Origin of the sequence: Pseudoalteromonas sp. (assembly GCF_018402495.1) — a bacterium.
Lineage (GTDB): Bacteria > Pseudomonadota > Gammaproteobacteria > Enterobacterales > Alteromonadaceae > Pseudoalteromonas.
In genome coordinates this window covers 838,131-861,455 of record NZ_JAGYIU010000002.1, presented here as the reverse complement: position 1 = coordinate 861,455, position 23,325 = coordinate 838,131, and the positions used below count along the sequence as shown (strand labels likewise).

Annotated in this window: 24 protein-coding genes; 15 read left to right on the top strand and 9 right to left on the bottom strand. The window is 39.7% G+C overall.

Annotated elements, in window-relative coordinates; translation table 11 throughout:
- Positions 1 to 71: 71 nt before the first annotated feature.
- The gene (locus KG708_RS09515; protein WP_213608012.1) at positions 72 to 1,406 is read left to right on the top strand and encodes an IS4 family transposase; all 1,335 of its coding nucleotides are present in this window, start codon (positions 72 to 74) and stop codon (positions 1,404 to 1,406) included.
- Between the two features lie 42 nt (positions 1,407 to 1,448).
- Here KG708_RS09515 and KG708_RS09510 read toward each other — a convergent pair whose 3' ends face one another.
- Genes KG708_RS09510 through KG708_RS09500 form a run of 3 tightly spaced genes read right to left on the bottom strand, consistent with a single transcriptional unit; the run spans position 1,449 to position 3,894 of the window.
- On the bottom strand, positions 1,449 to 1,916 hold the full coding sequence (locus tag KG708_RS09510) for a DUF3299 domain-containing protein (protein WP_213609361.1): 468 nt from the start codon (positions 1,914 to 1,916) through the stop codon (positions 1,449 to 1,451).
- A 47-nt stretch (positions 1,917 to 1,963) separates the two neighbouring features.
- A complete protein-coding gene (locus tag KG708_RS09505; RefSeq protein WP_213609178.1) occupies positions 1,964 to 3,211 on the bottom strand; it encodes an ABC transporter permease in 1,248 nt (415 codons plus the stop codon).
- Positions 3,208 to 3,894 carry an ABC transporter ATP-binding protein gene (locus tag KG708_RS09500; RefSeq protein WP_213609176.1) on the bottom strand — a complete coding sequence of 229 codons (687 nt, stop codon included), beginning with the start codon at positions 3,892 to 3,894 and terminating at the stop codon, positions 3,208 to 3,210. Before KG708_RS09500 ends, KG708_RS09505 begins: the two co-directional genes overlap by 4 nt.
- A gap of 220 nt (positions 3,895 to 4,114) precedes the next feature.
- Between KG708_RS09500 and KG708_RS09495 the strand changes: the two genes are divergently transcribed.
- From KG708_RS09495 to KG708_RS09460, 8 genes are all read left to right on the top strand, one after another.
- Positions 4,115 to 5,218 (top strand): phosphoribosylaminoimidazolesuccinocarboxamide synthase, encoded by a 1,104-nt coding sequence (locus KG708_RS09495; protein ID WP_213609174.1) that lies wholly within the window; start codon positions 4,115 to 4,117, stop codon positions 5,216 to 5,218.
- Between the two features lie 136 nt (positions 5,219 to 5,354).
- Entirely contained in the window at positions 5,355 to 6,020 is a 666-nt protein-coding gene (locus KG708_RS09490) for a methylamine utilization protein (RefSeq protein WP_213609172.1), read from the top strand.
- Complete coding sequence (locus tag KG708_RS09485) at positions 6,010 to 8,325, top strand: EAL domain-containing protein (protein ID WP_213609170.1); 2,316 nt, start codon at positions 6,010 to 6,012, stop codon at positions 8,323 to 8,325. Before KG708_RS09490 ends, KG708_RS09485 begins: the two co-directional genes overlap by 11 nt.
- Positions 8,315 to 9,145 (top strand): DUF3034 family protein, encoded by an 831-nt coding sequence (locus KG708_RS09480; RefSeq protein ID WP_213609168.1) that lies wholly within the window; start codon positions 8,315 to 8,317, stop codon positions 9,143 to 9,145. The genes KG708_RS09485 and KG708_RS09480 overlap by 11 nt, the downstream gene beginning before the upstream one ends.
- On the top strand, positions 9,145 to 9,564 hold the full coding sequence (locus KG708_RS09475) for a group 1 truncated hemoglobin (RefSeq protein ID WP_213609166.1): 420 nt from the start codon (positions 9,145 to 9,147) through the stop codon (positions 9,562 to 9,564). The genes KG708_RS09480 and KG708_RS09475 overlap by 1 nt, the downstream gene beginning before the upstream one ends.
- Positions 9,565 to 9,646: 82 nt before the next feature.
- Positions 9,647 to 10,711, top strand: a complete 1,065-nt coding sequence (locus KG708_RS09470) for a CDP-glycerol glycerophosphotransferase family protein (protein ID WP_213609164.1) — start codon at positions 9,647 to 9,649, stop codon at positions 10,709 to 10,711.
- On the top strand, positions 10,711 to 11,118 hold the full coding sequence (locus KG708_RS09465) for an adenylyltransferase/cytidyltransferase family protein (RefSeq protein ID WP_213609162.1): 408 nt from the start codon (positions 10,711 to 10,713) through the stop codon (positions 11,116 to 11,118). Before KG708_RS09470 ends, KG708_RS09465 begins: the two co-directional genes overlap by 1 nt.
- Before the next feature lie 550 nt (positions 11,119 to 11,668).
- Positions 11,669 to 12,499, top strand: a complete 831-nt coding sequence (locus tag KG708_RS09460; RefSeq protein ID WP_213609160.1) for a sulfurtransferase — start codon at positions 11,669 to 11,671, stop codon at positions 12,497 to 12,499.
- 1 nt (position 12,500) lies between these two features.
- Here KG708_RS09460 and KG708_RS09455 read toward each other — a convergent pair whose 3' ends face one another.
- On the bottom strand, positions 12,501 to 12,851 hold the full coding sequence (locus tag KG708_RS09455; RefSeq protein ID WP_213609158.1) for a cysteine-rich CWC family protein: 351 nt from the start codon (positions 12,849 to 12,851) through the stop codon (positions 12,501 to 12,503).
- 43 nt (positions 12,852 to 12,894) lie between these two features.
- On the opposite strand from KG708_RS09455, the gene KG708_RS09450 reads away from it, so the two are divergent.
- On the top strand, positions 12,895 to 13,221 hold the full coding sequence (locus KG708_RS09450) for a hypothetical protein (RefSeq protein WP_213609156.1): 327 nt from the start codon (positions 12,895 to 12,897) through the stop codon (positions 13,219 to 13,221).
- 112 nt (positions 13,222 to 13,333) lie between these two features.
- On the opposite strand, the gene KG708_RS09445 is transcribed toward KG708_RS09450, so the two are convergent.
- Positions 13,334 to 14,302: a class 1 fructose-bisphosphatase gene (locus KG708_RS09445; RefSeq protein WP_213609154.1), complete on the bottom strand. Its 969-nt coding sequence runs from the start codon at positions 14,300 to 14,302 to the stop codon at positions 13,334 to 13,336.
- Between the two features lie 154 nt (positions 14,303 to 14,456).
- On the opposite strand from KG708_RS09445, the gene KG708_RS09440 reads away from it, so the two are divergent.
- Together KG708_RS09440 and KG708_RS09435 are read left to right on the top strand one after the other, a co-directional pair.
- Positions 14,457 to 16,886: a zinc-dependent metalloprotease gene (locus tag KG708_RS09440; protein WP_213609152.1), complete on the top strand. Its 2,430-nt coding sequence runs from the start codon at positions 14,457 to 14,459 to the stop codon at positions 16,884 to 16,886.
- A gap of 139 nt (positions 16,887 to 17,025) precedes the next feature.
- Positions 17,026 to 17,799 (top strand): YggN family protein, encoded by a 774-nt coding sequence (locus KG708_RS09435; RefSeq protein ID WP_213609150.1) that lies wholly within the window; start codon positions 17,026 to 17,028, stop codon positions 17,797 to 17,799.
- A 147-nt stretch (positions 17,800 to 17,946) separates the two neighbouring features.
- On the opposite strand, the gene rsuA is transcribed toward KG708_RS09435, so the two are convergent.
- Positions 17,947 to 18,645 carry a 16S rRNA pseudouridine(516) synthase RsuA gene (gene rsuA / locus KG708_RS09430; protein ID WP_213609148.1) on the bottom strand — a complete coding sequence of 233 codons (699 nt, stop codon included), beginning with the start codon at positions 18,643 to 18,645 and terminating at the stop codon, positions 17,947 to 17,949.
- 58 nt (positions 18,646 to 18,703) lie between these two features.
- On the opposite strand from rsuA, the gene zapE reads away from it, so the two are divergent.
- Positions 18,704 to 19,813 (top strand): cell division protein ZapE, encoded by a 1,110-nt coding sequence (zapE, locus tag KG708_RS09425; protein WP_213609146.1) that lies wholly within the window; start codon positions 18,704 to 18,706, stop codon positions 19,811 to 19,813.
- A 62-nt stretch (positions 19,814 to 19,875) separates the two neighbouring features.
- On the opposite strand, the gene galE is transcribed toward zapE, so the two are convergent.
- Positions 19,876 to 20,892 carry a UDP-glucose 4-epimerase GalE gene (galE, locus tag KG708_RS09420; RefSeq protein ID WP_213609144.1) on the bottom strand — a complete coding sequence of 339 codons (1,017 nt, stop codon included), beginning with the start codon at positions 20,890 to 20,892 and terminating at the stop codon, positions 19,876 to 19,878.
- Between the two features lie 251 nt (positions 20,893 to 21,143).
- On the opposite strand from galE, the gene KG708_RS09415 reads away from it, so the two are divergent.
- A complete protein-coding gene (locus KG708_RS09415; RefSeq protein WP_213609142.1) occupies positions 21,144 to 21,632 on the top strand; it encodes a DUF3016 domain-containing protein in 489 nt (162 codons plus the stop codon).
- 53 nt (positions 21,633 to 21,685) lie between these two features.
- Here KG708_RS09415 and KG708_RS09410 read toward each other — a convergent pair whose 3' ends face one another.
- Positions 21,686 to 21,976 carry a prephenate dehydrogenase gene (locus KG708_RS09410; RefSeq protein ID WP_213609140.1) on the bottom strand — a complete coding sequence of 97 codons (291 nt, stop codon included), beginning with the start codon at positions 21,974 to 21,976 and terminating at the stop codon, positions 21,686 to 21,688.
- Between the two features lie 116 nt (positions 21,977 to 22,092).
- Here KG708_RS09410 and KG708_RS09405 point away from each other — a divergent pair, with 116 nt between their 5' ends.
- Positions 22,093 to 22,302, top strand: a complete 210-nt coding sequence (locus KG708_RS09405; protein ID WP_213609138.1) for a hypothetical protein — start codon at positions 22,093 to 22,095, stop codon at positions 22,300 to 22,302.
- Here the strand turns inward: KG708_RS09405 and epmB are convergent.
- Positions 22,299 to 23,312, bottom strand: a complete 1,014-nt coding sequence (gene epmB / locus KG708_RS09400) for an EF-P beta-lysylation protein EpmB (protein WP_213609136.1) — start codon at positions 23,310 to 23,312, stop codon at positions 22,299 to 22,301. The genes KG708_RS09405 and epmB overlap by 4 nt on opposite strands.
- Positions 23,313 to 23,325: the final 13 nt, after the last annotated feature.

Below are 23,325 nucleotides of genomic sequence, written 5' to 3'. Positions count from 1 at the left end.
AAGGAAGAAAAAGCTTGACGATCGGTAAAATGAGATCAAAATCCTATGATCACAGGTCATAGGATTTTTTTATGCAACTTGCTCATGAATTAGCTTCCACTCTCGATGCATGCAACACGTTTAACACATTTGAAAAGTATGCCGAAATACTCTCCCCAGAATTAATTGAACACGCTTTTCAACAAGCTGGCGTAGCAACTGTTAGAAAGCGCCGCCTCCCCTTAGAAGCTGTATTATGGTCAATCATTGGCATGAGCTTATTTAGGCAACGTTCGGTTTGGGATATAGCAACTCAAATGGACATTATGTTACCTGATAAAAAACCTTTATTAGCACCCAGTGCAATCGTGCAAGCTAGGCAACGTCTAGGCTCAGAAGCTGTTAAGCAAGTATTCTTAGCAATGGCAAAGCAAAGTTACCAGAGCGATAAATTTGAAACATGGGCGGGGCTCAATTTACTCGCTGTCGATGGTGTTGTTTGGCGGACAACAGACACACCTGAAAATCATGAAACATTTAAAGCCCAAAGCAATGGGCACAGTGAAAATATCTTTCCTAAAATACGTATGGTCTGCCATATGGAAGTCACCAGCCACCAACTCATCAACAGTGCATTTTCTGATTATAGAACGAGTGAAATGCGATTAGCTGAGCAGCTCATTGAGCAAACGCCAGATAACTCGTTAACGATATTTGATAAAGGGTATTATTCCCTTGGGCTACTGAGTCGCTGGCAACAAGCAGGAAAACAAAGGCACTGGATGATACCCGCCCGCAAAGACCTTCAATTTGAAGTGATAAAGAAAATAAGCCCTAATGACTTACAGATACGACTGACGTCTACCCCGCAATCTAGAAAGAAATTCAGTGACTTACCTACTCATGTTGAGGCTCGCTTAGTTACAAAAACAATTAGAGGAAAAACCTATCGCATTTTGACGTCTATGATTGACCCAATGCGCTTTCCAAATGAGGAAATGGTTGAATTATATTGTTATCGCTGGGAAATAGAGCTGGGCTTTAGAGAAATGAAACAAACACTATTGAACAGTAAATATACCTTGAGAAGCAAGCGGCCCGATATGATAGAGCAAGAATTGTGGGGGATATTACTCGCATATAACCTCATAAGACAAGCGATGACAGAAGCTGCGAGTAAGCTTGATAGTGTAATACCAAATCAACTTAGTTTTGCGAGTTGCTCAATGGCAGTCACCCAATATTTTGCAACGATACCACTGACATCAGCGGGGAATATTCCAAAGCACTACGCGCTATTAATAGAGCAGTTAGGTTACTTTAAATTGCCAAGGCGGCGCGAAGATAGGTGCTATAAACGGTGGGTCAAACCCAAGCCATCTAAATACCCATCTAACAAGAGAAAAAATACCAGTCAGCTTAACTGACTGGCATTAGCGTTTTACGCGGTTTTTTAATTTTAATATGGTTTAAAGCTCAAAGGGAGCGACACCGACTGCTTGCATTGTGTAACCTACTTGGGCTATTTCGCCCGACCAAGTTTGTGTTTTAATAACGCCCGTTACAACAATCGCATCGTATAAACTATCGATAGGCACACCGCCCTTAATGGTTACATGAACCAGTTGATTTGGCGGCGGAGGAGGAACATGAATACAGGCGCCAAAATAAGGGACTAATAAAAACTCGGTAATAAGTTCACTGTCGCCTTCAAGTGGCACAACAAACCCAGGTAAGCTAACAGACTGCCCATCAAGCGCTTTAACAACTGGCGCGTCCAAATCAGGTTGCACCCAGTTTTGCTCACTGCCTTCGTGATTAGCTTGTGCTTGGGTGTCTATTTGCACATGACCCTCTGGAATTAAATCTTCCCAAAAAATTTCTTTGGGGGGATTTGCAATGCTAGCAAAGCTAATTAGCACTGCGCTTAAGAGCATTAAAAAGTGTGTAGTTAATTTAAACAACGTTATGATCTTCCTAAAATTTATATTTTTATACTCATACCATCACTAAGAGAATAAAAGTAAGCGCGTGTAGCGGGGATCAAGCCAATAACGAACCCCGCAGCCATAATAACGCCAATCAAAGTGAGTTCATAGTCAGAGAGTACACTGATATTAATACTTACCCCTGCTTGGCTTTGTAAGTAACCCGCCGTCGTGCCCATAAGCGCATAAAATAAAATACAGCCTACCAAGCAGCCTAAAAAGGTGGTGAGCAGTGACTCCATACTGATCAGCGAAAATAATTGCCAAGGGCGGGCACCCACAGAACGCAGTATTGCCAGTTCTCTGCGGCGTTGATTAAGGTTAGCAAGTAATGTGGTTAACATACCGAGCAAGCTAATAATGACCACCACAAATGAAAATAACAGCAGTATTTTTTCTACAATTGCCAGCATTTCCCAAAGCTCTTTTAGAGTAACAGTGGGCATAATCGCTAAAAGGGGCTCTTTTTTATATTGGTTAATGTTGCGCCTTACTTGCAGTGTATAAAGCGGGGAGTCAAAGCCCATTAAAAAAGCAGTAATTTGTTGTGGATGGCCAACTAATGCGTGGTTTGAGTGGTCATGATGATCATCATGTGCATTGTCTGCGCCACCATGGATCAGTTCAATTGCCGCCAGTGGCACATGCAAGGTTTTATCCACAGGCGTGCCAGTGGGCTTTAAAATACCAACCACTTTAAAGGGATTATCGTCATGATGATGAAAGCTAGTATTGCCCATACCATGAGAAATCACAATTTCATCACCAATTTTATAGGCTAATTTTTTTGCAACCTCACTCCCTATAACAACTTCATTGATGCTAGCAAAAGCCAGTCCTTGTTCAAATGCTAAGGGCTGTTTTTTAGCAAATCGATAGTGCTTAAAATAATCGAGTGTGGTGCCTAAGACAGCTTGACCTTTATGGCTATCTCCAAGGCTGATAGGAATGCTCCACTTAACCCCGCGCTGTTTTGTTATGTATTGATAGCTTTGCCAACTCACCCCATTGTTAGTATGGCCAATTCTAAATACCGAGGAGAGGAGTAATTGAATATCGCCAGTACGTGCGCCAACAATTAAATCGGTACCCGAAATGGTATTACTAAAACTACTTTTGGCATCCACGCGAACGCGCTCAATACTGAGTAATAACATGACGCTAATCGCAATAGTGAGCAATGTCAGTAATACGCTAGCCCGCCTATTGAGCAAACTTTTATAGGCAAGTTTAAATAAAATCATACATCACCTTGCAAATTTACTAAGTCGATTGTGCGGCTAAATAGTGGCTTTAATGTTTCATCGTGGCTGACAAAAACAAGCGTGCTGTTATTTTTTTTGGCTTGTTCAAACAACAGCTTGATAAAGCTTTCACGATTTTGCGTATCAAGCGCTGAAGTGGGCTCATCGGCAATAATAAGTTCAGGGCTGCCTATAAATGCTCTTGCTGCAGCAACTCGCTGTTGTTGGCCAATACTCAAAGTAGCAACATTTTGATTATGAAGGTGCGACTCTAAGCCCAGTGCATTGAGTAATCGAGCAGCCTCACTCACTAAATCATTAGCTTGGCTGAATACATGCTGCTGACGCTTTTTTGAAAATTGGCACCCCAAACAGACGTTTTCTAATGGGGTTAAATAAGGTAGTAAATTAAAGTTTTGGAAAATAATGCCAATATGATCCGCTCTAAATGCATCGCGCTGTGCGTTGGTGAGTGCATTTAGGTCTTGGTTTAAAACACATAGCTGGCCACTGGTGGTTATATTAATACCTGCCAATAACGCCAATAAGGTGGATTTACCACTGCCGCTTGGACCATGTAAAAAAACATGCTCACCGTTATTAATAATGAGCTGTTTAATCACAAGAGTCGGGATAGCTGCGTTTTTTTGCCATTTAAAAGACACATTCTCAAGGTTAATCATAACGCGTTACTTCGCAACCTATAGGGGACGTTTGAATGAATTTATCGTATTATGTTAATTGATTATTACGCATAAGTATATGAAGGGAAAGATTATCTCTTTCGGATAAATAATAATACTTTGGGCAGTGATTGAGCTTTATGGTTGCCTAGATTATTATAGAGCGCCTAACCCCAATTCCATACTTTGCTCTTTGAGCATGCCAAACCCCGGAGATAGCATGACTAGCTATAAAGTTTTAGACGTAAACGATGACTTACCCATACGTACCAAAGGTAAAGTGCACAGTGGTAAAGTGCGTTCAGTTTATTGGTTAACCGATGCAGACAGTAAACGCTTAATAAATGAAAAAGGCTATAACGTCCCTGCCGATACTGAATTAGCTATTATGGTTATTTCAGACAGGATTTCTGCATTTGATTGCATATGGCAAGGTGAAAATGGCTTAAATGGCGTACCTGGTAAAGGCATTGCATTGAACTCAGTGGCTGCTCATTGGTTTAACATGTTTAATGAAGCTGGTTTGGCTGGCAATCACATTGTTGATATTCCTCATCCTTATGTATGGATTGTACGTAAAGCCAGTACGGTTAAAGTTGAAGCGATTGCTCGTCAATATATTACCGGCAGTATGTGGCGCGACTATGCTAAAGGCGAACGACATTTTTGTGGTATTAATTTACCAGATGGCTTAATTGCCAATCAAAAGCTTGAGCAAGTACTTATTACTCCTTCTACTAAAGGTATTATTGAAGGGGTGGCTGATATTCCTGCTGTTGACGATGTGAATATCACGCGTGAGAATATTACAAACAACTTAGATGTATTTAACTTTAAATCGGCAGACGATGTCACAAAATACGAAAAATTGTTGGTAGAAGGGTTCGGCCTTATCAGTAATGAGCTAGCTAAGCTTGGGCAAATTTTCGTTGATACTAAATTTGAATTTGGATATGTCGACGATATCAATGGCGTGCAGCAACTTATTTATATTGATGAAGTAGGGACACCCGATTCATCACGTATTTGGGATGAAGCATCTTATAAAGATGGCAACATTGTTGAAAACTCAAAAGAAGGTTTTCGCCAGCTGTTAATTAATAATGTGCCAGAGAGTGACGTGTTACTAAATAAAGATCGTATGGCTGAGCGTGAGCAGTTAGCAAAAGATTATATTCTACCTGAGTCAGTGATGCTTGAAGTGTCTGACACTTATGTGGGTATAGCCAGTAAAATAATTGGTAAAGAGATCGTTATACCCAATGATCCGCGCCAAGAAGTGATTGCTATTTTAGATGCTGATTACGGTTTAATTAATCACTAACGAGCAAGTTAATCTTAATGATAAAGCTGAACTCAACTAGTGAAAAAGTATTTATTTTAAGTAACTGAGCTATAATTCTTGCAATTAGTGCTCGTCTCTAATTAACTTACCCTATAGTGAATTTTTGGGTGTGGTTATGTTAGAGCGAGCATCGCAACTTATTGCAAAACGTCGTTTTTTATTAATTGTGGGTGCATTGTTTAGTGTATCGGCGTTTGGTAATTCTATTAATTTGGTTATTAAAGATCAGCATGGTCAAGTATTGCCTAATGCTGTAGTCGAAATAAAGCATTTACCTTCCTCAAAAGTACAAAGTAATTTACCCACAGCGGTGATGGATCAAGTTGATAAACAGTTTTCACCACAGCTGCTTATTGTGCGCCAAGGTCAGTACGTTAATTTTCCAAATAGTGATGATATTCGCCATCATGTTTATTCTTTTTCAAAGGCTAAGCCTTTTCAGTTAAAATTATATTCAGGTCAGCCAGAAGAACCTATTAAGTTTGATAATCAAGGCGTTGTTGTTCTAGGCTGCAATATCCACGATTCTATGGTGGGCTATATTTATGTTGCTAACAGTGATCAGGTATATACCAGCGACGAGCAAGGGCGTATTGAACTTCAAACAGACACTTTTCCTGTGCAAGCCAGTGTTTGGCATTCACTGCAAACAGCTCCTTTGGATAATAAAAAGCTATTTGATATAGAATCAACCAACCCGTTATCAATCACTATAAATACGTCTACGCCTGCACCACGAAATACCTTTGGTAGTAAATTTAGGGAAGGTAATGGGCAATAATTTACGCAGCCGTATAACAACGCTATGCGTTGGCTTGGTGTTACTTACAACTTTACTCAGTTTAGTGAGTTTTTGGTGGTCTACTAGTAAGTTTCAGGCAGAAAAAGTCCAGCAAAATATAACGGTTGCGCAAAGTGTTTATAAACAATATTTAAAATCAAAAGAGAGCTTATTATTAACAGCCGCAAAGGTGTTAACCGCTGATTTTGGTTTTAAGCAAGCGGTTGCTACGCGAGATGCCGCCACTATTAGCAGTGTGTTATACAACCACAGTCAACGGATCAATGCGGATCTTATGCTGTTGCTCGATTTATCAGGGCGGTTAGTATCAGCTAATGTTAATGCACAAAATTTTGCCGATAATCTACAACCCTTGATGGATGAGTTATTAAATAACGCTGAGCAATCGAGCTTTGTGGTGTTAAATAACCAGCTGTACCAAGTGATTTTATTGCCAGTTAAAACTCCCAGAACCATAGCTTACAGTTTGGTCGGATTTAAAATAACATCTGCTGTGGCCACTGAGCTAAAAAGCTTAACCGGTATGGAGGTGAGTTTTGTTGCGCAATTAGATGATTTTGCAACAAGCTCGCTAGTATCCCAACCAGATAACTTTCAACCAATAACTTACTTTACCAATAAAACTACGGCTCGTTTTTTTGCAGAATACTTGGCCTATGAAAACGAACAAATAGCTTTACCCTCTTTACAATCGCATCCGATAAACTTACTGCTTAGCGCAGATTTAACCTCGAGTTATCGCGATATTGAGCAATTATTATTAACGCTGATCACACTCGCTGTTTTAACTATGCTATTTGGTGTGATTACCAGTAGTTTATTAGCCAATAATTTAACCTCAGGGCTTTCACAGCTCGTTGTTATTGCAAGGCAGTTTGCTAAAGGCGACTACCGCTTTAAATTTGAAGGTAAAAAACAAAGTAGTGAAATAGAAACCCTCGTCAGCGCGTTTAATAACATGGGTAATGATATTAACAAACGTGAGCAGCAAATAAGTTTTCAAGCACATCACGATACTTTAACAGGGTTTTATAACCGTTCTGCTATGTTAGATTTATTAGCTAAGCGGCTCACTAATGATGCGCGGTACACGCTTGTTGCTATTGATATAAAAGGCTTAAGGCATATAAACGATAAGCTTGGTCCACAAGTAGGGGATGGATGTTTAATTGCAGTGGCAAACCGTATTCGTCAATTTTCTGATGAGCTAGGTGGTTTTCATGCCCGTATTGGTGGCGATGAATTTTTAACGGTTTACCCTTGTGCAGAGGTTGAGCAGGTAAAATGTGCTGTGGCTGATTTACTCAAGCAATTACAGCTAGCTTACAAGGTTAAAAATTTAAAAATAAGCTTACGTTTTAATGCTGGTATTGTGCAATACCCAGAGCAAGGGACTAAAGCAGACGATTTAATGCGACGTGTACTCATTGCTGTAGATGCAGCTACAACGAGTCAGCAAAGCTTACATTATTATCAAGACGGTGAAGATGAGGCGCATTTGGAGCGTTTAATTATGCTTGATGAACTCAAACAAGCAATTGATGATGATAATGGACAATTATTTATGACCTATCAGCCTAAGTTGAATATTAAAAGTCAGAAAATTGACAAAGTAGAGTCTCTTATCCGTTGGCAACGTCAAGACGGTCGTTGGGTGTCGCCCGAGGTCTTTATTGATTTAGCTGAGCAATCAGGGTTAATCGTCGAGCTGACCGCTTGGGTTGTCGAGACTGTGATTGCACAAATAGCCGATTGGTCAAAAAAGGATATTCATTTACAAGCCGCTATTAATGTTTCTGCCCAAGATATTGCTCATTCAGGTTTTCACGCTTCTTTGGTAGCCACCTTAAATAAATACCAAGTAAACCCAAGCGTTGTCACTATTGAGCTTACAGAGCGCGATATGATTGAAAATGAAGCCCAAGGTATTAAAGCGTTACAAGACTTAAAAGGTATTGGTGTTAAAATTTCATTGGACGATTACGGTGTCGGACAAACATCATTGGGGCGCTTAAAAATGTTACCTATTGATGAGCTTAAGTTAGATAAATGCTTTATTTTAACTCTGCACGAATCACAAAAAGATCAATACATAGTGCGCTCTTCAATCACGCTGGGTCACCAATTGGGGTTTTCTGTTGTGGCTGAGGGTGTGGAAACCGCTGAGTCTTTATCAATGCTTCACGAAATGCAATGCGATCATGCGCAAGGTTACTATTTAAGTCGCCCTTTAAAAGCGCAGCAATTAGAACAATGGTTAGAGGAATATCAGCGTGTACATTAAATTTTTATTGAGTATGTCACTGTTACTTTGCAGTACGTTAAGTGTGGCTGCAACGGGCAAGTTATTAGCAACACCTGGGGTGTCTCAAATTGAAGGTAGTGCAGGGGGCGGATTAGTTCCTTGGGCACAATTGGCAGGGTATGCCAGTGAAGACGAATGGGCTGTTAATGGTTTTTGTAGTCGTGCTGATGTTACTGACTATCGTCTTGATGCCTGCGGCATGCAACTAAACCTATTCAATCGTGTTGAGCTCAGTTATGCAGTGCAGCAGTTTGATGTGCCTGCACTCAATACCGAAATAGAGCAGTCAATTACTGGAGCAAAAGTACGTTTATACGGTGATATTGTTTATAGTCAGTGGCCACAGCTAAGTGTGGGCGTACAGCATAAATCACTAGAGGATGGCACAGTAGCAAAGTTAGTGGGGGCTAAAAACACAAGCGGTACCGATGTGTACCTTGCTGCCAGTAAATTGCATTTGGGAGCACTTGCTGGATACAACTGGTTTTGGAATGTAACCACCCGCTACAGTAAAGCCAATCAGTTAGGGTTGTTAGGATATGGTGGCGCTAATGAAGGCAGTCATATTTTACTAGAAGCAAGTAGTGCGGTGTTTTTAAGTCGCGAATTAGCCGTTGGCATTGAGTATCGGCAAAAAGCCAATAATTTAGGGTTGGGCGAGCAAGATTGGCGCGATTTATTTATAGCGTGGATCCCTAATAAACACATGAGTGTCACTGCGGCTTATTTAGACTTAGGGCGGATTGCTGGTGTTAATAATCAAACTGGCTGGTATTTATCGGTTACGGGGTATTGGTAATGAAACTGAGTGTATTTATTTTTTGTTGTTTAAACTTACTTGCAGGGTGTACAACCCAACCCAACACCTCTTTGTATCAGCAGCTTGGCGAACGAGCTGGGCTTGAGAAGCTAACCGATAGTTTTATTGCGCAAATAGGCAACGATAATCAAGTATTTCATTATTTTGAGCACAGCAATATTAGCCATTTTCGACAAGGATTTATTAGTCACTTATGCTCTCTGGCAGAAGGCCCTTGTGAATATAAAGGCGACTCTATGGTCGCAATTCATACCGGGATGAATATAAATGAAAAAGACTTTAATCACGTTGTCGATTTATTAATAAATGCGATGAATGAACAAAATATCCCACATACAGTGCAAAATAAAATTTTAGCTAAAATGGCGCCCCTGCGTGGTGAAATTATAAAAATTTAAAATACACGGTTCCTTTTTTGAGTTCTATAGTGGCATTCACATATGTATAATAGAAATATTGTTTTTTAATTATGTATTATTAATGCTTGTATATTTTGATGTTCAACACATTTACTATTTACCACAGTACCTACCTGTAATTGAAGAGTTATCAATAAAAGGCCATCAGTGTTCGCTGGTATTTTATAAGTCACAAGACTCGCAGTTTATTACTATATGTGAAAACTTTGTTGCGGAACTGGCTTTAAAGTCAGTATGGTTAGAAAGTACAGAGCAAGCGTTAGCATTTTATAATACCCATGAGTGTGATTGGGTTATTTTTGGTAATGCATTTTTAGATACAGCGGCACTAAATAAAAAAAGTGCTTTGATGCAGCATGGCATTGGCCCGAAAAGTTGCTATTACGATGTATCAAACATAACCACTACAGTTCGGTTTGTAGAAGGTGAACATCGATTGAAGCGTTTAGAAACGCTATACCCAAATGGAAACTTCATTGATACAGGGTACGCAAAATTAGACCCTATATTAAACAAAACAATTAAAGGACTAGACAAACAGCAATTAGGATTAGACGAAAATAAACTTACTTTGTTGTACGCGCCAACATTTTATCCGAGCTCTATAGAATGTATGAATGATGATTTCCCCAGCCAATTCTCAGATTATAATATAATAATAAAGCCGCATTTCTTTAGCCTTGCAAAATCACGCTACAGAAAGCAAAAACAAAAAATATTGAATTGGCAAAAATACAAGAATGTATATGTAGCAAATGAGAGTGAGTTTAACTTAACACCTTTTTTAGCTATTGCAGATATAATGTTGTCGGACGCATCATCAGCAATTTTTGAATTTGCTGCATTAGATAAGCCAGTGGTATGGTGCGACTTTTATAAATTGAGGTGGAGTTATCGAGGCTTATTTTCTTATCGCTTCAAGGCACGTTTAGATGAAGATATTAAATATTTTCATGAAATTTGTCATAGAGCAAATCAATACAGTGAATTACCTAATGCTATAAAAACATGTACAACTGAGACGAGCGAATTTAAACGTAATCGTAAAAAGATTATTGAGCAGTTAGCAGGTAAAGTTGATGGTTTATGTGCTAAACGAATAGCTAATTATTTAGAGAATTACTAATGAAGCGAGTTATAACATTTGGTACTTTTGATATTTTCCATATTGGTCATATTAATATTTTAGAGCGAGCTAAAGAGCTTGGTGACTATTTAATAGTCGGGATTTCATCCGATATGCTTAATATGCAAAAAAAAGGTAGGGCGCCAATTTATAGTGAAGTTGAACGAATAAAAATCATTAGTTCGTTGCGCTGCGTCGATGAGGTTTTTATAGAGCATTCTTTAGAGCTCAAAGGAGAATACATAAAGCAGCATAAGGCTAACTTATTAGTAATGGGTGACGACTGGTTCGGTAAGTTTGATGAATATAAAGCATTATGTGAAGTTAAATATTTAGCGCGTACACCTTCTATATCGACTACTGAAATCATTGAGGTCGTTCGTAACCCCCAAAACAGTAATACTTAAAAAGGTAATACTATATTTATTATGGCATTATCTTAATTTAAATTACTTCAGCAGCTAAAATTATCAATATATGTCTTGTAGGTGTTACCTTTTAGTTGCTTAAATTTTACATCAGACATAAGGTCGTTTACTTTGACTTCATATAACCTAGTAAGTTATAGATCTTATATTGATACAACAAATTAATTGGGCTTGCTTTTACATTTTCTTAATTACAACTTCAATTGTTGCTAATATACGCTCTTACCTTCTTTGAAAGGGAGGTCTGTTTAATGTAGTCTTTCATACCAACTCGCAGTAATACTTAATCATTTAGAACAACTAAATAATGAAGCTTTTGTCTTGCTGTCGACAGGGTTTTCTTGCTTCAAAATAACAAAGCTATAGGGCTATTTAATATAAGAAAAATAATTTTTGGAGATGGATAATCACTTATTATTTAATGAACCTATTACAATTATAAGTTTATGATATTTTATAAGTGAATAGATTTATTGTGTAATAAGTTAAAAACGAAGGTACGAGTAAAAACTTTATTGGATCGAGAACAATGAAAAACATGGTTAGTGCACAATGGTTATATGCTCACTTAGAACAAAGTAATTTAGTTATTTTTGATGCGGGGATGTTACGCCCTTCCGCAGTCGGTGAATACTCGCCAGTCGCTATGCTACCTAAAGCACAACGATTTGATATCAAAAAAGAACTCGCAGACACTTCAAACCCGTTACCAAATACTTTGTGTCGCGCTGAACAATTTACTCAGGTGATGCAAAAAGCAGGTGTTAATCACGATTCACTGGTGGTGATTTATGAAGATGCAGGGTTATTTAGTGCACCTAGAGCCTGGTGGATGTTCAAAGCCATGGGATTTGATAATGTTAAAGTGCTCAGTGGCGGTTTAACTAAGTGGTTGGAACACGGTTACCCTGTTCAATCTGGTTATACACAGCCTTCAGCGACAGGCAATTTTATAGCTCAATACCAGCCTGGCTATTTTATTAGTAAGCATGAAGTGCTCAGCGCGACAGAAGATGCCAATACAGTTATTTTAGATGCACGCGCTTATGAGCGCTTTACCGGCAAAAGTAGTGAGCCAAGAGCCGGAATGCGTAGCGGCCATATTATTAACAGCTATTCGCTACCTTTAACTAGTTTATTAGACAATGGCGAGCCAAAGCCTCTGGTGAATATACAGGCAAGATTTCGCGAATTAGTTGGTCATGCTACGCAGTTGCAATTTAGCTGCGGCTCTGGCGTTACAGCCTGTGCGTTAGCGCTGTTCGCCGATGAATGCGGCTATAAAAATTTAAGTGTTTACGACGGTTCTTGGAGTGAGTGGGGAGCCGATGATTCATTGCCCATTGCAGAGGGTGACTAATTTAACGATAGGGACAGTTCTTACACCCGTTTTTGCAGCAGGTGCCACGCTTTAAAAAATACCACTTACTAAACACCATGTAACTATTTTGCATGGTGTAATCTAACCCTTCAATTAAATTATCGTTGCTGCTAAATTGTTTAGCAAAAGCTATTTGGGCTTTAATTGGTTGAGTGTATATGGCTTCTAAATAGCGATTAATTTTAGCAAGGGCACATGTTCGGCATAAGCAACTGGTTGTTGTATCATCGAGCGGTAAAATAGCAGGTAGCTCACTGCACCAGCATGCTGATATATTCTCTACATTACAGTTAAGCGTTGTATTACATTGGCTGCAGTTTATCTGGGTCATTTTAGGTCTTATTAACAGTAGAGCAGCAAGAATAACAAACATTATGAATATACAAAAAGCATTGGCTGAATTTATTACATTTGGCGAGCAAAGAGATAGTGCCATTAGTGTGATTGTTTCAACCGCAGCAAACAATAAAACCTACCTGTACACACTCACAAAACCTGTACTAATTAATGTACTTACGCGTTGTTTGAATAAAGAAATTGATATTGACGATTTGGAGCTGTGGGCAAATGTAATTGAGTCGCGAGATGACATAAATTGCGCCGAGCATGAAGGCGTTATTTACGCGCTAAGTAATAGCGAGCAAATGGGAGAGCTTAGCCACAAAAAGCTTGAACAACTATTAGCATTATTAAAGGACTAGATTTAGGCTAACTCAACTCTTTTAGATGCGAGCTTACTGCGGTTTTATGTAACGAATAAATAATACTAAGCCGCATTTAAGTTAAATGCGGCTTGTATTTTCTGACAACTGGCTACTTATGGTAGCTCAAGCAAGTTTCTACTTCGTCCTTAGAGCCTAAAATAACTGCCACACGCTGATGAATGGCATCAGGCTGAATATCCATAATACGCTCAGTGCCTGTTGAAGCAATACCACCGGCTTGCTCTACTAACATTGCCATTGGGTTTGCTTCGTAAAGTAAACGCAGTTTATTAGGCTTATTAGGATCTTTGGTATCGGTTGGGTAAGTAAATAAACCACCACGGCTAAGTACACGATGAACATCACCGACCATAGCGGCAATCCAGCGCATATTAAAGTTTTGACCGCGGGGGCCTGTATCACCGGCCAGTAAATCGTTAATGTAGTTTTGCATCGCTGGCTGCCAATGACGCTGATTAGAAGCGTTAATTGCAAACTCATTGGTTTGTGCTGGAATTTTTGCAAAATCTTGGGTAAGTAAAAAGCTACCTTGAGTTTTATCTAAGGTAAACATGCGAGTCCCTTTACCTGTGGTTAGCGCAAGCATGGTTGATGGGCCATACAGTACATAGCCCGCAGCTACTTGTTGGCGACCTGGCTGCATAAAAATCTTTTCATCTGCAGCATCAGAGCCTACCGGCGCTTTCATGATAGAAAAAATAGTGCCTACCAGCGAGTTAATATCGGTATTTGACGAACCATCAAGCGGGTCAAAGGCCACAATAAACTCAGCATCTGGGTTACCCGCTACGGTGTAATCTTCTTCTTCAGAGGCAATCGCTTTAACCGTTCCCGACTCCAGTAATATATCTTTTAATAACTGATTAGACAGGACATCGAGTTTCTTTTGTGTTTCGCCTTGAATATTTTCATCAAGGGTTGAGCCTAATACGCCCGATAATTCACCTTGACCGACACGAAATGATATTTCTTTACATGCTGCTAAAATGGTACGAATTAACGACAAAAGTTCTCTTGAACAGCCATCTTCTAGTAATACTGGTGGGAGTCTACGCATTCTTTTTTCCTGATAACGTGTTAAAACCAATCATAATGTGAGAGAGATTAGTTTAGAGCGCTGAAATTCGTCTTAAATAACGGTATTGTATATATAACCCCCTATAATGGGTTACCTACATCGCATTTAAAACGCTAATAACAAAGATAAGATTATGCAAAAAATATCACGACTAAGTTACATACTCTTTACTGTGCTGCTCTGTATGATAACCCAAGCGCACGCAGCAATTAAGTCTATTGACGAATTTACTGAAAAAATGAACCATTTTCCGGGTTATTTTTCTTTCTTTTACGACACGCAAAATGGCAATGTGTATTTAAAGGTTGATAAACTAGAGCAACAATTTTTATTACAGCACAGCTTACCTTATGGAGTAGGGTCTAACGATATTGGTTTAGATAGAGGCCAGTTGGGTAGTACCTATTTGGTTCAGTTTGAACGCTTTGGCAATAAGGTGATGTTACGCGCTGTGAACACTTACTATCGTGCTAACACAAGCAATATAGCAGAGCAGCAAAGCGTTAAAGAAGCGTTTGCGTCGAGTATTTTGGCGGGTTTTAAGGTTGTAGCGCAAGATGATAATGCCGCATTAATAGACTACACGCCTTATTTACTGAGCGATGTACATGGCGTAAGCCGTACTTTAGCGGCTCGTAAACAAGGGCAGTTTAGCCTCGATGAATCACGAAGCGCGGTGTACATGAATCGCTCTAAAGCCTTTGTAAAAAATACAGAACTTGAGGCTATTCTCACGTTTAAAGGGGCTAAGCCGGGTAACTTTGTTCGTCAAGTGAGTGCAGATCCTTATGCACTGACTGTTCATATGCACCATTCACTCATTCAATTACCTGATGATAATTACACACCACGTCAATTTAGCCCGCAATCAGGCTTTTGGAGTGTGGAGCATAAAAATTACGCGGCGGGGCTCGATGAGTCTATGTACGTGCGTTATATTCCGCGCCATCGTTTAGTAAAAAAAGATCCAAACCTAGCAGTTAGTGAGCCAGTAAAACCCATTGTGTATTACTTAGATCCTGGTGTACCTGAGCCAATAAAAACGGCTTTACTAGAAGGCGGACAATGGTGGAATGACGCTTTTAATGCGGCGGGCTATAAAAATGCATTTATAATTAAAGTGCTACCAAATAATGCTGATCCTATGGATGTGCGCTACAACGTTATTCAGTGGGTACACCGTGCTACCCGAGGCTGGTCTTATGGTAGTTCAATTATAGATCCACGTACTGGCGAAATTATTAAAGGGCATGTCACACTGGGGTCGCTTCGAGTGCGCCAGGATATTCTCATTGCTGAATCACTTGCATCGCCTTATTTAAAAGGCAATGAAGTGGCAAGTACTTTACATACAATGGCACTTGATCGTATTCGCCAACTTAGTGCTCACGAAATTGGCCATACACTAGGAATTGCACATAACTTTGCTGCATCGGTAAATAATCGCGCCTCGGTGATGGATTACCCGCATCCGTTGTTAAGTTTTGCAGATAATGGCCAGTTAGATGTATCTCAAGGTTACGCTAAAGGCATAGGTGCATGGGATACCCAAGTGATCAAGTACGGCTACAGCGACTTTACCGGCCTAGATGAGAGCGAAGAACTTGCGGCTATCCTACAGCAAAATAAAGCCCAAGGTTTAGCGTTTATTTCTGACAGTGATGCACGTGCAAAAGGCGGTGCACATCCTATGGCACATCTTTGGGATAACGGCAGTAACCCAAGTGAGGAGCTACTTAGAGTGCTTGATGTGCGAAAACAGGCACTTGGGCAATTTGGTATTAACACCATAAAAACGGGTGTTGCGCTGTCGCAGTTAGAAGAAAAGTTAGTGCCGCTTTACCTATTGCATCGTTATCAAGTTGAAGCGGTCGCTAAGCTTATCGCAGGCGTTGATTATGACTATGAAATTCGCAGTGATGCCCCTGTTAAAGGCGCCCAAGTTGTAGCTAAAGAGACTCAACAACAGGCGGTTAATGCGATTTTATTTACCTTAAAAGCAGCTAATTTAATGCTGCCAGAGTCGATACTTTCGTTGATTGTACCTAAAGCCTATGGTGAATCTAAATCACGAGAAAGTATAATGGGGCGTACCGGCTTAACTATGGATGCACTTGCATTGCCTGAGGTTGCCGCGCAGCATAGTTTATCGCTATTACTTAATGCTCAGCGCTTAAACCGATTAGCACAGCAGCAAGCACGAGATAACCGCTTTTATAGTTTAGATGGGCTGCTTAAACAATTAAATAAGCAGGTATTTGATGTATCTGCGCCTGCCACTATGACAGGGAAAGTTACGCAACGAGTACAATACTTGACGGCAAAAACCATGGCTGATCTTGTTGTTAATGATGCACTTAGTCCTGAAGTGCAAGCACAACTGCATTTTTATTTAAGTAAACTAGCGGATGAGTTTAATCAACACACTTTACTGGGCCATCCGCAGGTGGGTGATAGCGCATTTAAAAACTATTTAGCAGCGCAAATTAATCAGTTTTTAACAACAGGCCAATGGCCTGATAACTTTAAAGCGTTACCCATACCTCCAGGCTCTCCTATTTAAGCTTAAAAGCGAGACTAAAGAGGCGCTGTGTAAACGTTACGTTTCATAGTGCCTTGTTTTTAGGGTGTTACTTTTGCTTGCATAAAGTTGGTTTTTTGTTAACCTAGCCACCCCTATTTTAGTCTTTTTTGAGGTGTTTATGGCGTTTTTATCTCGTTCGATATTGGCGTTAACACTGGCACTTTTAAGCAACAATGCAATCGCACAAAAATTATGTGATGTTGAACTTCGTCATGGTTTAATTATTACTGATGATGTGATTCGGATTGTAGATAAAGGCCAAACAAGGGTGCAAATAAACAATAATACTCAATTATTTATCCGAGGTTACTGGGTCGACTTAAGTACTGAGGAAAGCAAAGTACTAGAGCAATTTAGTATTGGTATTCGTCAAACAGTGCCAGAGCTGGTCGATTTAGCCACTGATGGGGTTAATCTAGGGCTCAGCGCCATTGAGCATGTTGTTGAGGGCATGTCAGATAAAGAGCCTGAAGTACTTAAAACGCAGTTGCAATATGTTGAACGTGCGCTTATGGATAAATTTAAACGCGGCGACGACTTCTTTTTTATAGCGCCTCAATCACTTTCCCAAATTGATGATTTTTTTACTAAAGAAATTAGCCAAAAAATACACTCTGCTGTACATGGCTCTTTGGGTGCTATTTTAATGTCGCTCGGGGATGCGTTTAAATCTCGAGAGGGAAACATCGAAGACCGCATGAACGACATGGGGCAACGCATGGATATCATCACCAAAGAAATCGATAAGTCGTTACAGAAAAAAGCCCACCAATTAGAACTTAAAGCCTCTGAATATTGTGAATGCTTAAACTCTCTAGATATTACTGAGTCTCGTCTGCAAGCCATTGTACCCGGGATGACAGACTTTGATTTAGTACAGATTAAATCGTAAGGGCAGATTTTAGGCGTCAGGTTTCAGACAGGAATTAAGCAAGCTAGGAAAGGGCAATCGTCAGTAAGAAATAAAACATGGCGTTTAAGTTTTTATGTTTTCCTGCCACCTAACACCTAACACCTAACACCTAGTACTTAAACAACCTTACAGTTTTATCTCTGCGGCGGTTAGTGGGCGGTATTCACCTGCAGCCAAATCTTCACCTAGCTTTATACCCGCAATTTGTTCACGATGTAATTCAACTACTTTGTTATCTACCGCTGCTAGCATACGTTTTACTTGGTGATACTTACCCTCAGAAATAGACAAGCGTAAACCATAATTCCCTAAGCGCTCAGCAATAGCCGGGCGAGTTAAATCTTTTTCATTGTGAAGCTGCACACCGTCGCGCAATTGCTGCAGTGCATCATCGGTAATCGGCTCTTGGGTTTCAACCAAATAGGTTTTAAATTTATTCTTTTTAGGCGAGGTAATTTTGTGTGACCAATCGCCATCGTTAGTAATAAGCACTAGGCCTGTCGTGTTTATGTCTAAACGCCCAGCAACATGGAAATCGCTCAAATTTGGCTCATCAAGTAAATCAAATACGGTTTTGTGTAACTCATCCGAATTAGCGCACACATAACCTACCGGCTTATTGAGCATAAAGTAGCGTTTACCTAAAAAAACTAATGGCTCGTCATAAAATAGCACGTCATCTTGTTGAGTAACTTGAAAGTCGAATGCAGTGATCAACTCGCCATTAACGCAAGCCGCTTGGCTTTTTATTGCTGCGCGGGCTTTTGAGCGTGGTAACTCTGCTAAATGGCTAATAAATTTATCTAAACGGCAAGGAAATTTCATGTTGTTCACATTTTTAGTCGGCTACAATGGCCGCGAGTATAGCGGATAGTGAAATACCATGACAGAGCCCAACACAGAAATTTTAAGCCTGTACCACCGCAAAGTTTCATCAGGAGAGCTTGATTTTGATGTGGCGCAGCACCAAGCCGTGAGTGCGTTACAGTCTTTGAGTGAGCAATTAAATCAGCCAACAAGCTGGTGGCAAAAAGCACCGTTAATCAAAGGGGTATATTTATACGGTCCCGTTGGCCGAGGTAAATCTATGCTGATGGATTTATTTTATAAAAACTTACCCACAGAAAAAAAGCAGCGCCTGCATTTTCATCACTTTATTGAAAAAATTCATGCTCAATTGGCCAAGTTACAAGGGGATAAAAATCCGCTACAAATAATAGCTAAACAGTGGGCCAAAGAGATAAAGATACTGTGCTTTGATGAGTTTTTTGTGAGTGATATTGGTGATGCCATGATCTTGGCTCGGTTATTTAACGCTTTGTTTCAACAAGGCGTGGTACTAGTCGCAACCTCTAACGCAAAACCTGAGCAACTTTATTATAACGGTTTGCAACGCGCGCGATTTTTACCAACTATCGATTTAATAAATGCTCATTGCCATGTAATTAACGTAGCGGGGGAGGAAGACCATCGCTTCAGGTACGGTAGAAGCAGTCGTCATTATTTTATTAACTTGCCCCACACGGAGTTTGAGGCTGGGTTTTTATCCGCATACCCTCAAGCAACGCGTGATAATACAATAATTGTGCATGGCCGAGCACTTCCCTATTTATTAAAAGCTAACGATGCACTGCTGATTGATTTTATGGCATTGTGCTCAGGTCCTCGCAGCGCTAATGATTACATGTTTTTAGCGGAACAATTTTCGGTGGTTTACATCGCTAACGTGCCAATAATGGGCAAAGAAGCAACCGGTAAGGTTATTGTGCATGGTATAGAAGATAGCTATCAGCGAGAAAAGCAGCAATTGGATGAGCATACGCTCGATGATGAAGCGCGGCGTTTTATTGCCTTAGTCGATGAGTTTTACGATTGCCACAAGTTACTGGTAATTAATGCCCAGGCCGACATAAACGAGTTATACCAAGGTAAAAAGTTAAGTTTTGAATATGCGCGAACCCAGTCACGGATTGTAGAAATGCAAAATTGGTAGGGGTAAAAAAGAGATGTTAGGTTTTAGGCTCAAACTAACCTAAAACCTAAAACCTAAAACCTTTATTTACTGTATCCATTTGGATTATTTGATTGCCAGCGCCAAGTATCTTGCATCATGACATCAATGCCACGCTCAGCTTGCCAGCCTAATTCATTAAGCGCTTTTTCTGGTGCGGCATAACAAGCTGCAATATCACCTGGGCGACGAGGTGACACCGCATACGGGATAGCTTGATCGCTAGCCTTAATAAACGCGTTGACCATTTGTAATACTGAATAGCCGTTACCTGTACCAAGGTTATAAACAAGCGCACCGGTTTCTGCGGCTATTTTATCAAGTGCTTTTAAATGCCCTAGGGCTAAATCTACAACGTGAATGTAATCACGAACGCCAGTCCCATCAACCGTATCATAATCGTCACCAAATACAGCAAGTTGCTTTAATTTGCCAACCGCAACTTGTGAAATGAAAGGCAGTAAATTATTAGGGATGCCATTAGGATCTTCACCAATTAAGCCTGACTCATGTGCACCGACAGGGTTAAAGTAGCGCAAAATAGCAAACGCAAAGCGCTCATCTGATTTAGCGATATCTTGTAGCATCATTTCAACCATGAGTTTAGACGTGCCATATGGGTTGGTTGTACCGCCAACGGGGAAGTCTTCGCGTATTGGTAAGCTTGCTGGGTCGCCGTATACGGTAGCTGAAGAGCTAAATACCAGTTTGAATACACCCGCATCACGCATAGCATCAACTAGTGTTAGTGTACCTTGTACATTATTTTGATAATACTCAATGGGTTTTACGACCGATTCTCCCACGGCTTTTAGGCCAGCAAAATGAATTACACTATCGATGGTATGTTTTGCAAATACTGAGTTTAAAAAGGATTTATCTAAAATATCACCTTGATAAAAAATAATTGCTTTACCAGTAATTTCTTTTACTCTCTTAAGTGACTCTTCAGAGGAGTTACTCAAGTTATCGATAACGATAACGTCGCTGCCTTGCTGTAAAAGTTCTAAAACGGTGTGTGAGCCAATGTAGCCTGCGCCACCGGTTACTAAAATTGCCATGAATACTCCTTGGAAACCTCTGTTCAATTACGCTAATTTCACCATAAATAATGAGATTTTACATGTGTTATTTTATTTGTTTTGCAATCGTAACATCGCAAGCTGTACTTTTGATTACATTTTGTGCAGTTTTAATAACACCTTAGCGTGAAGATTAAGTTATAGTTCATATGTAATTGCTAAAGTAAGGTATAGCAATTTGTAAAATATTTAGTTGATTATAATGATCAGCATACTCGTTGGAGAAACGTATGAACTCAATTAAAAAAATAGCAATGCTACTATTTATTGCACTACCGAGTGTTGTTTGCGCGGGCGAGGCACAAGTTAAATGGCATGACTTTAATGATTATCGCGATGTACGCCCATCAAATCAAACTAAAGGCTCATACCATAAGCATATTGCTAATAGTATTGAAAAGCACATGGCAAAACTTGCCGAGCAGCTACCAAAAGACTATACGCTTAGTATTGAAGTAACAGATATTGATTTAGCAGGTGATGTGCGCTTTGGTGGAGTTAACGAAATTCGGGTGGTTAAACCCATTCACTTTCCACGGATTGAATTTAACTATGAATTAAAAGATGACAAAGGGAATATAATTAATGAAGCAACTGATGTAAAACTCAAAGATATGAGCTTCATGGATAAAATTAAAATGGGTCGCGATGAGGCATTTTACTATGAAAAACGCTTATTAACTGAATGGTTTGGTGAGCAAATTTTACCGCGTATTTAGAATAATGCAAAGCATCTACTTTGGTAGACGCTTTGCAAGTAAGTCGCTAATTTTTATTTAAAGGTCGCCAACAGCGTTAGTAAATTTTGTAGTTTAATAACCGCTTGTTTTAGTTTTTCTTCATCAAAGCCTTCGCTCGATAAGCTTTCTACATCAGCGGCAACGTCTAACACGTAAGGCTTAAAACGTTTAGCTTCAAAACTAAATCCAGCGTCCTCGGCAAATAAGGCTTTAAATTTTCCGTGACCTTGCTGTTGTAACTCATCGAGTTTTTTGTCAGCGTCAAGTGCCTGACGGTAAACAATTTTTAAGTTGGCGTTGAGTTGTTCAATGATAGAATCCATGGTTTTCCTAAAGCTTAGTGCAATGTTGCCGATAAATACTTAAGTGGGTTGGTAAAGTAATTTACCAATTCAGCGACTATAATACGTGTATTACAGTTAAAAGTCAGGTGTGAGTTATGAATATATCAGGTGGAAATCTACCTACAATGCCTGGTGCAGGCCAGGGCGCAGAAGTATTAACTGCTGCTTTATCTAAAAAGCAACAGCAAGCTGATGGTGCCGCTGCACTGGCACTTATTGAAGGTGCTGCACAATCAACAAGTGCGCAAACACCGGCTAAGTCGGTCACTGCAACACTTGGCAATAATGTAAACGTTTATGTTTAAACTAATTTGAGGTCGATAGGGGTTTTACTTTTTTGACCTCCTATTTCTCGAACTAGTTTAGGCACCAAAAATCCAGGCAGGGCTTTTAGTAGCTCGGCCTGAATTTTTATTGCGTGTTGTTCGTCAATATCAAAATGACTTGCGCCTTCGACCTTATCCAGTAAGTGTAAATAATAAGGCAGTACGTCCGCATCAAATAACGCTTCACTTAAGTTTATTTGCGCATCAACTGTATCGTTCACATCTTTTAAAATAACCGCCTGATTTAACAGCAGCACATTGGCTTTTTTGAGCATGTTCATGGCGTTTTTAAAGTCATTATCTATTTCGTTTGCATGGTTAATATGATTAACGAATATAATTTTTAATGGTGACTTTGCTAATCTTTCACATAATTGTTCAGTAATACGTGCAGGAATAACCACGGGCAAGCGGCTGTGTATGCGCATGCGTTTAATTTGTGGTATTTGCTCAAGTTCATCTAAAAACCAGCTAATAGCATCGTCTTTGGCCATTAGTGGATCGCCACCACTTAAAATCACTTCGTTAATATTTTTATCAGATTTTATATAACTCAATGCATCAATAAGGCTACGTTTATTCAGTTGGTTTTCTTGATAAGGAAAATGGCGTCTAAAGCAGTAGCGGCAATTTACTGCACAACCGGTTTTAAACATGACTAAAACACGCGATTTATATTTATGTAACAGACCCGGTTGATTGTTATCTTGCTCAAGTAACGGATCTTTATTAAACCCTGATTTAGTTAAAAACTCTTGATGGCGGGGCATAACTTGCAGCAATAAAGGGTCATTTGCATCGCCGTGACGAATTTTTTTTATAAAAGGCAATGGCACACGAACAGGGAACAAGCTACGCGCTTTTATGTCGTTTTCATGGACTTGGCTCGATAAACCAACCATTTCTAACAACACTTTTGGGCAGGTAACTACATTTGCTAATTCTTTTTGCCAGTTTTTATGCAAATTTGCTTCATTTCTTTGTATCATTGGCACGTAGATT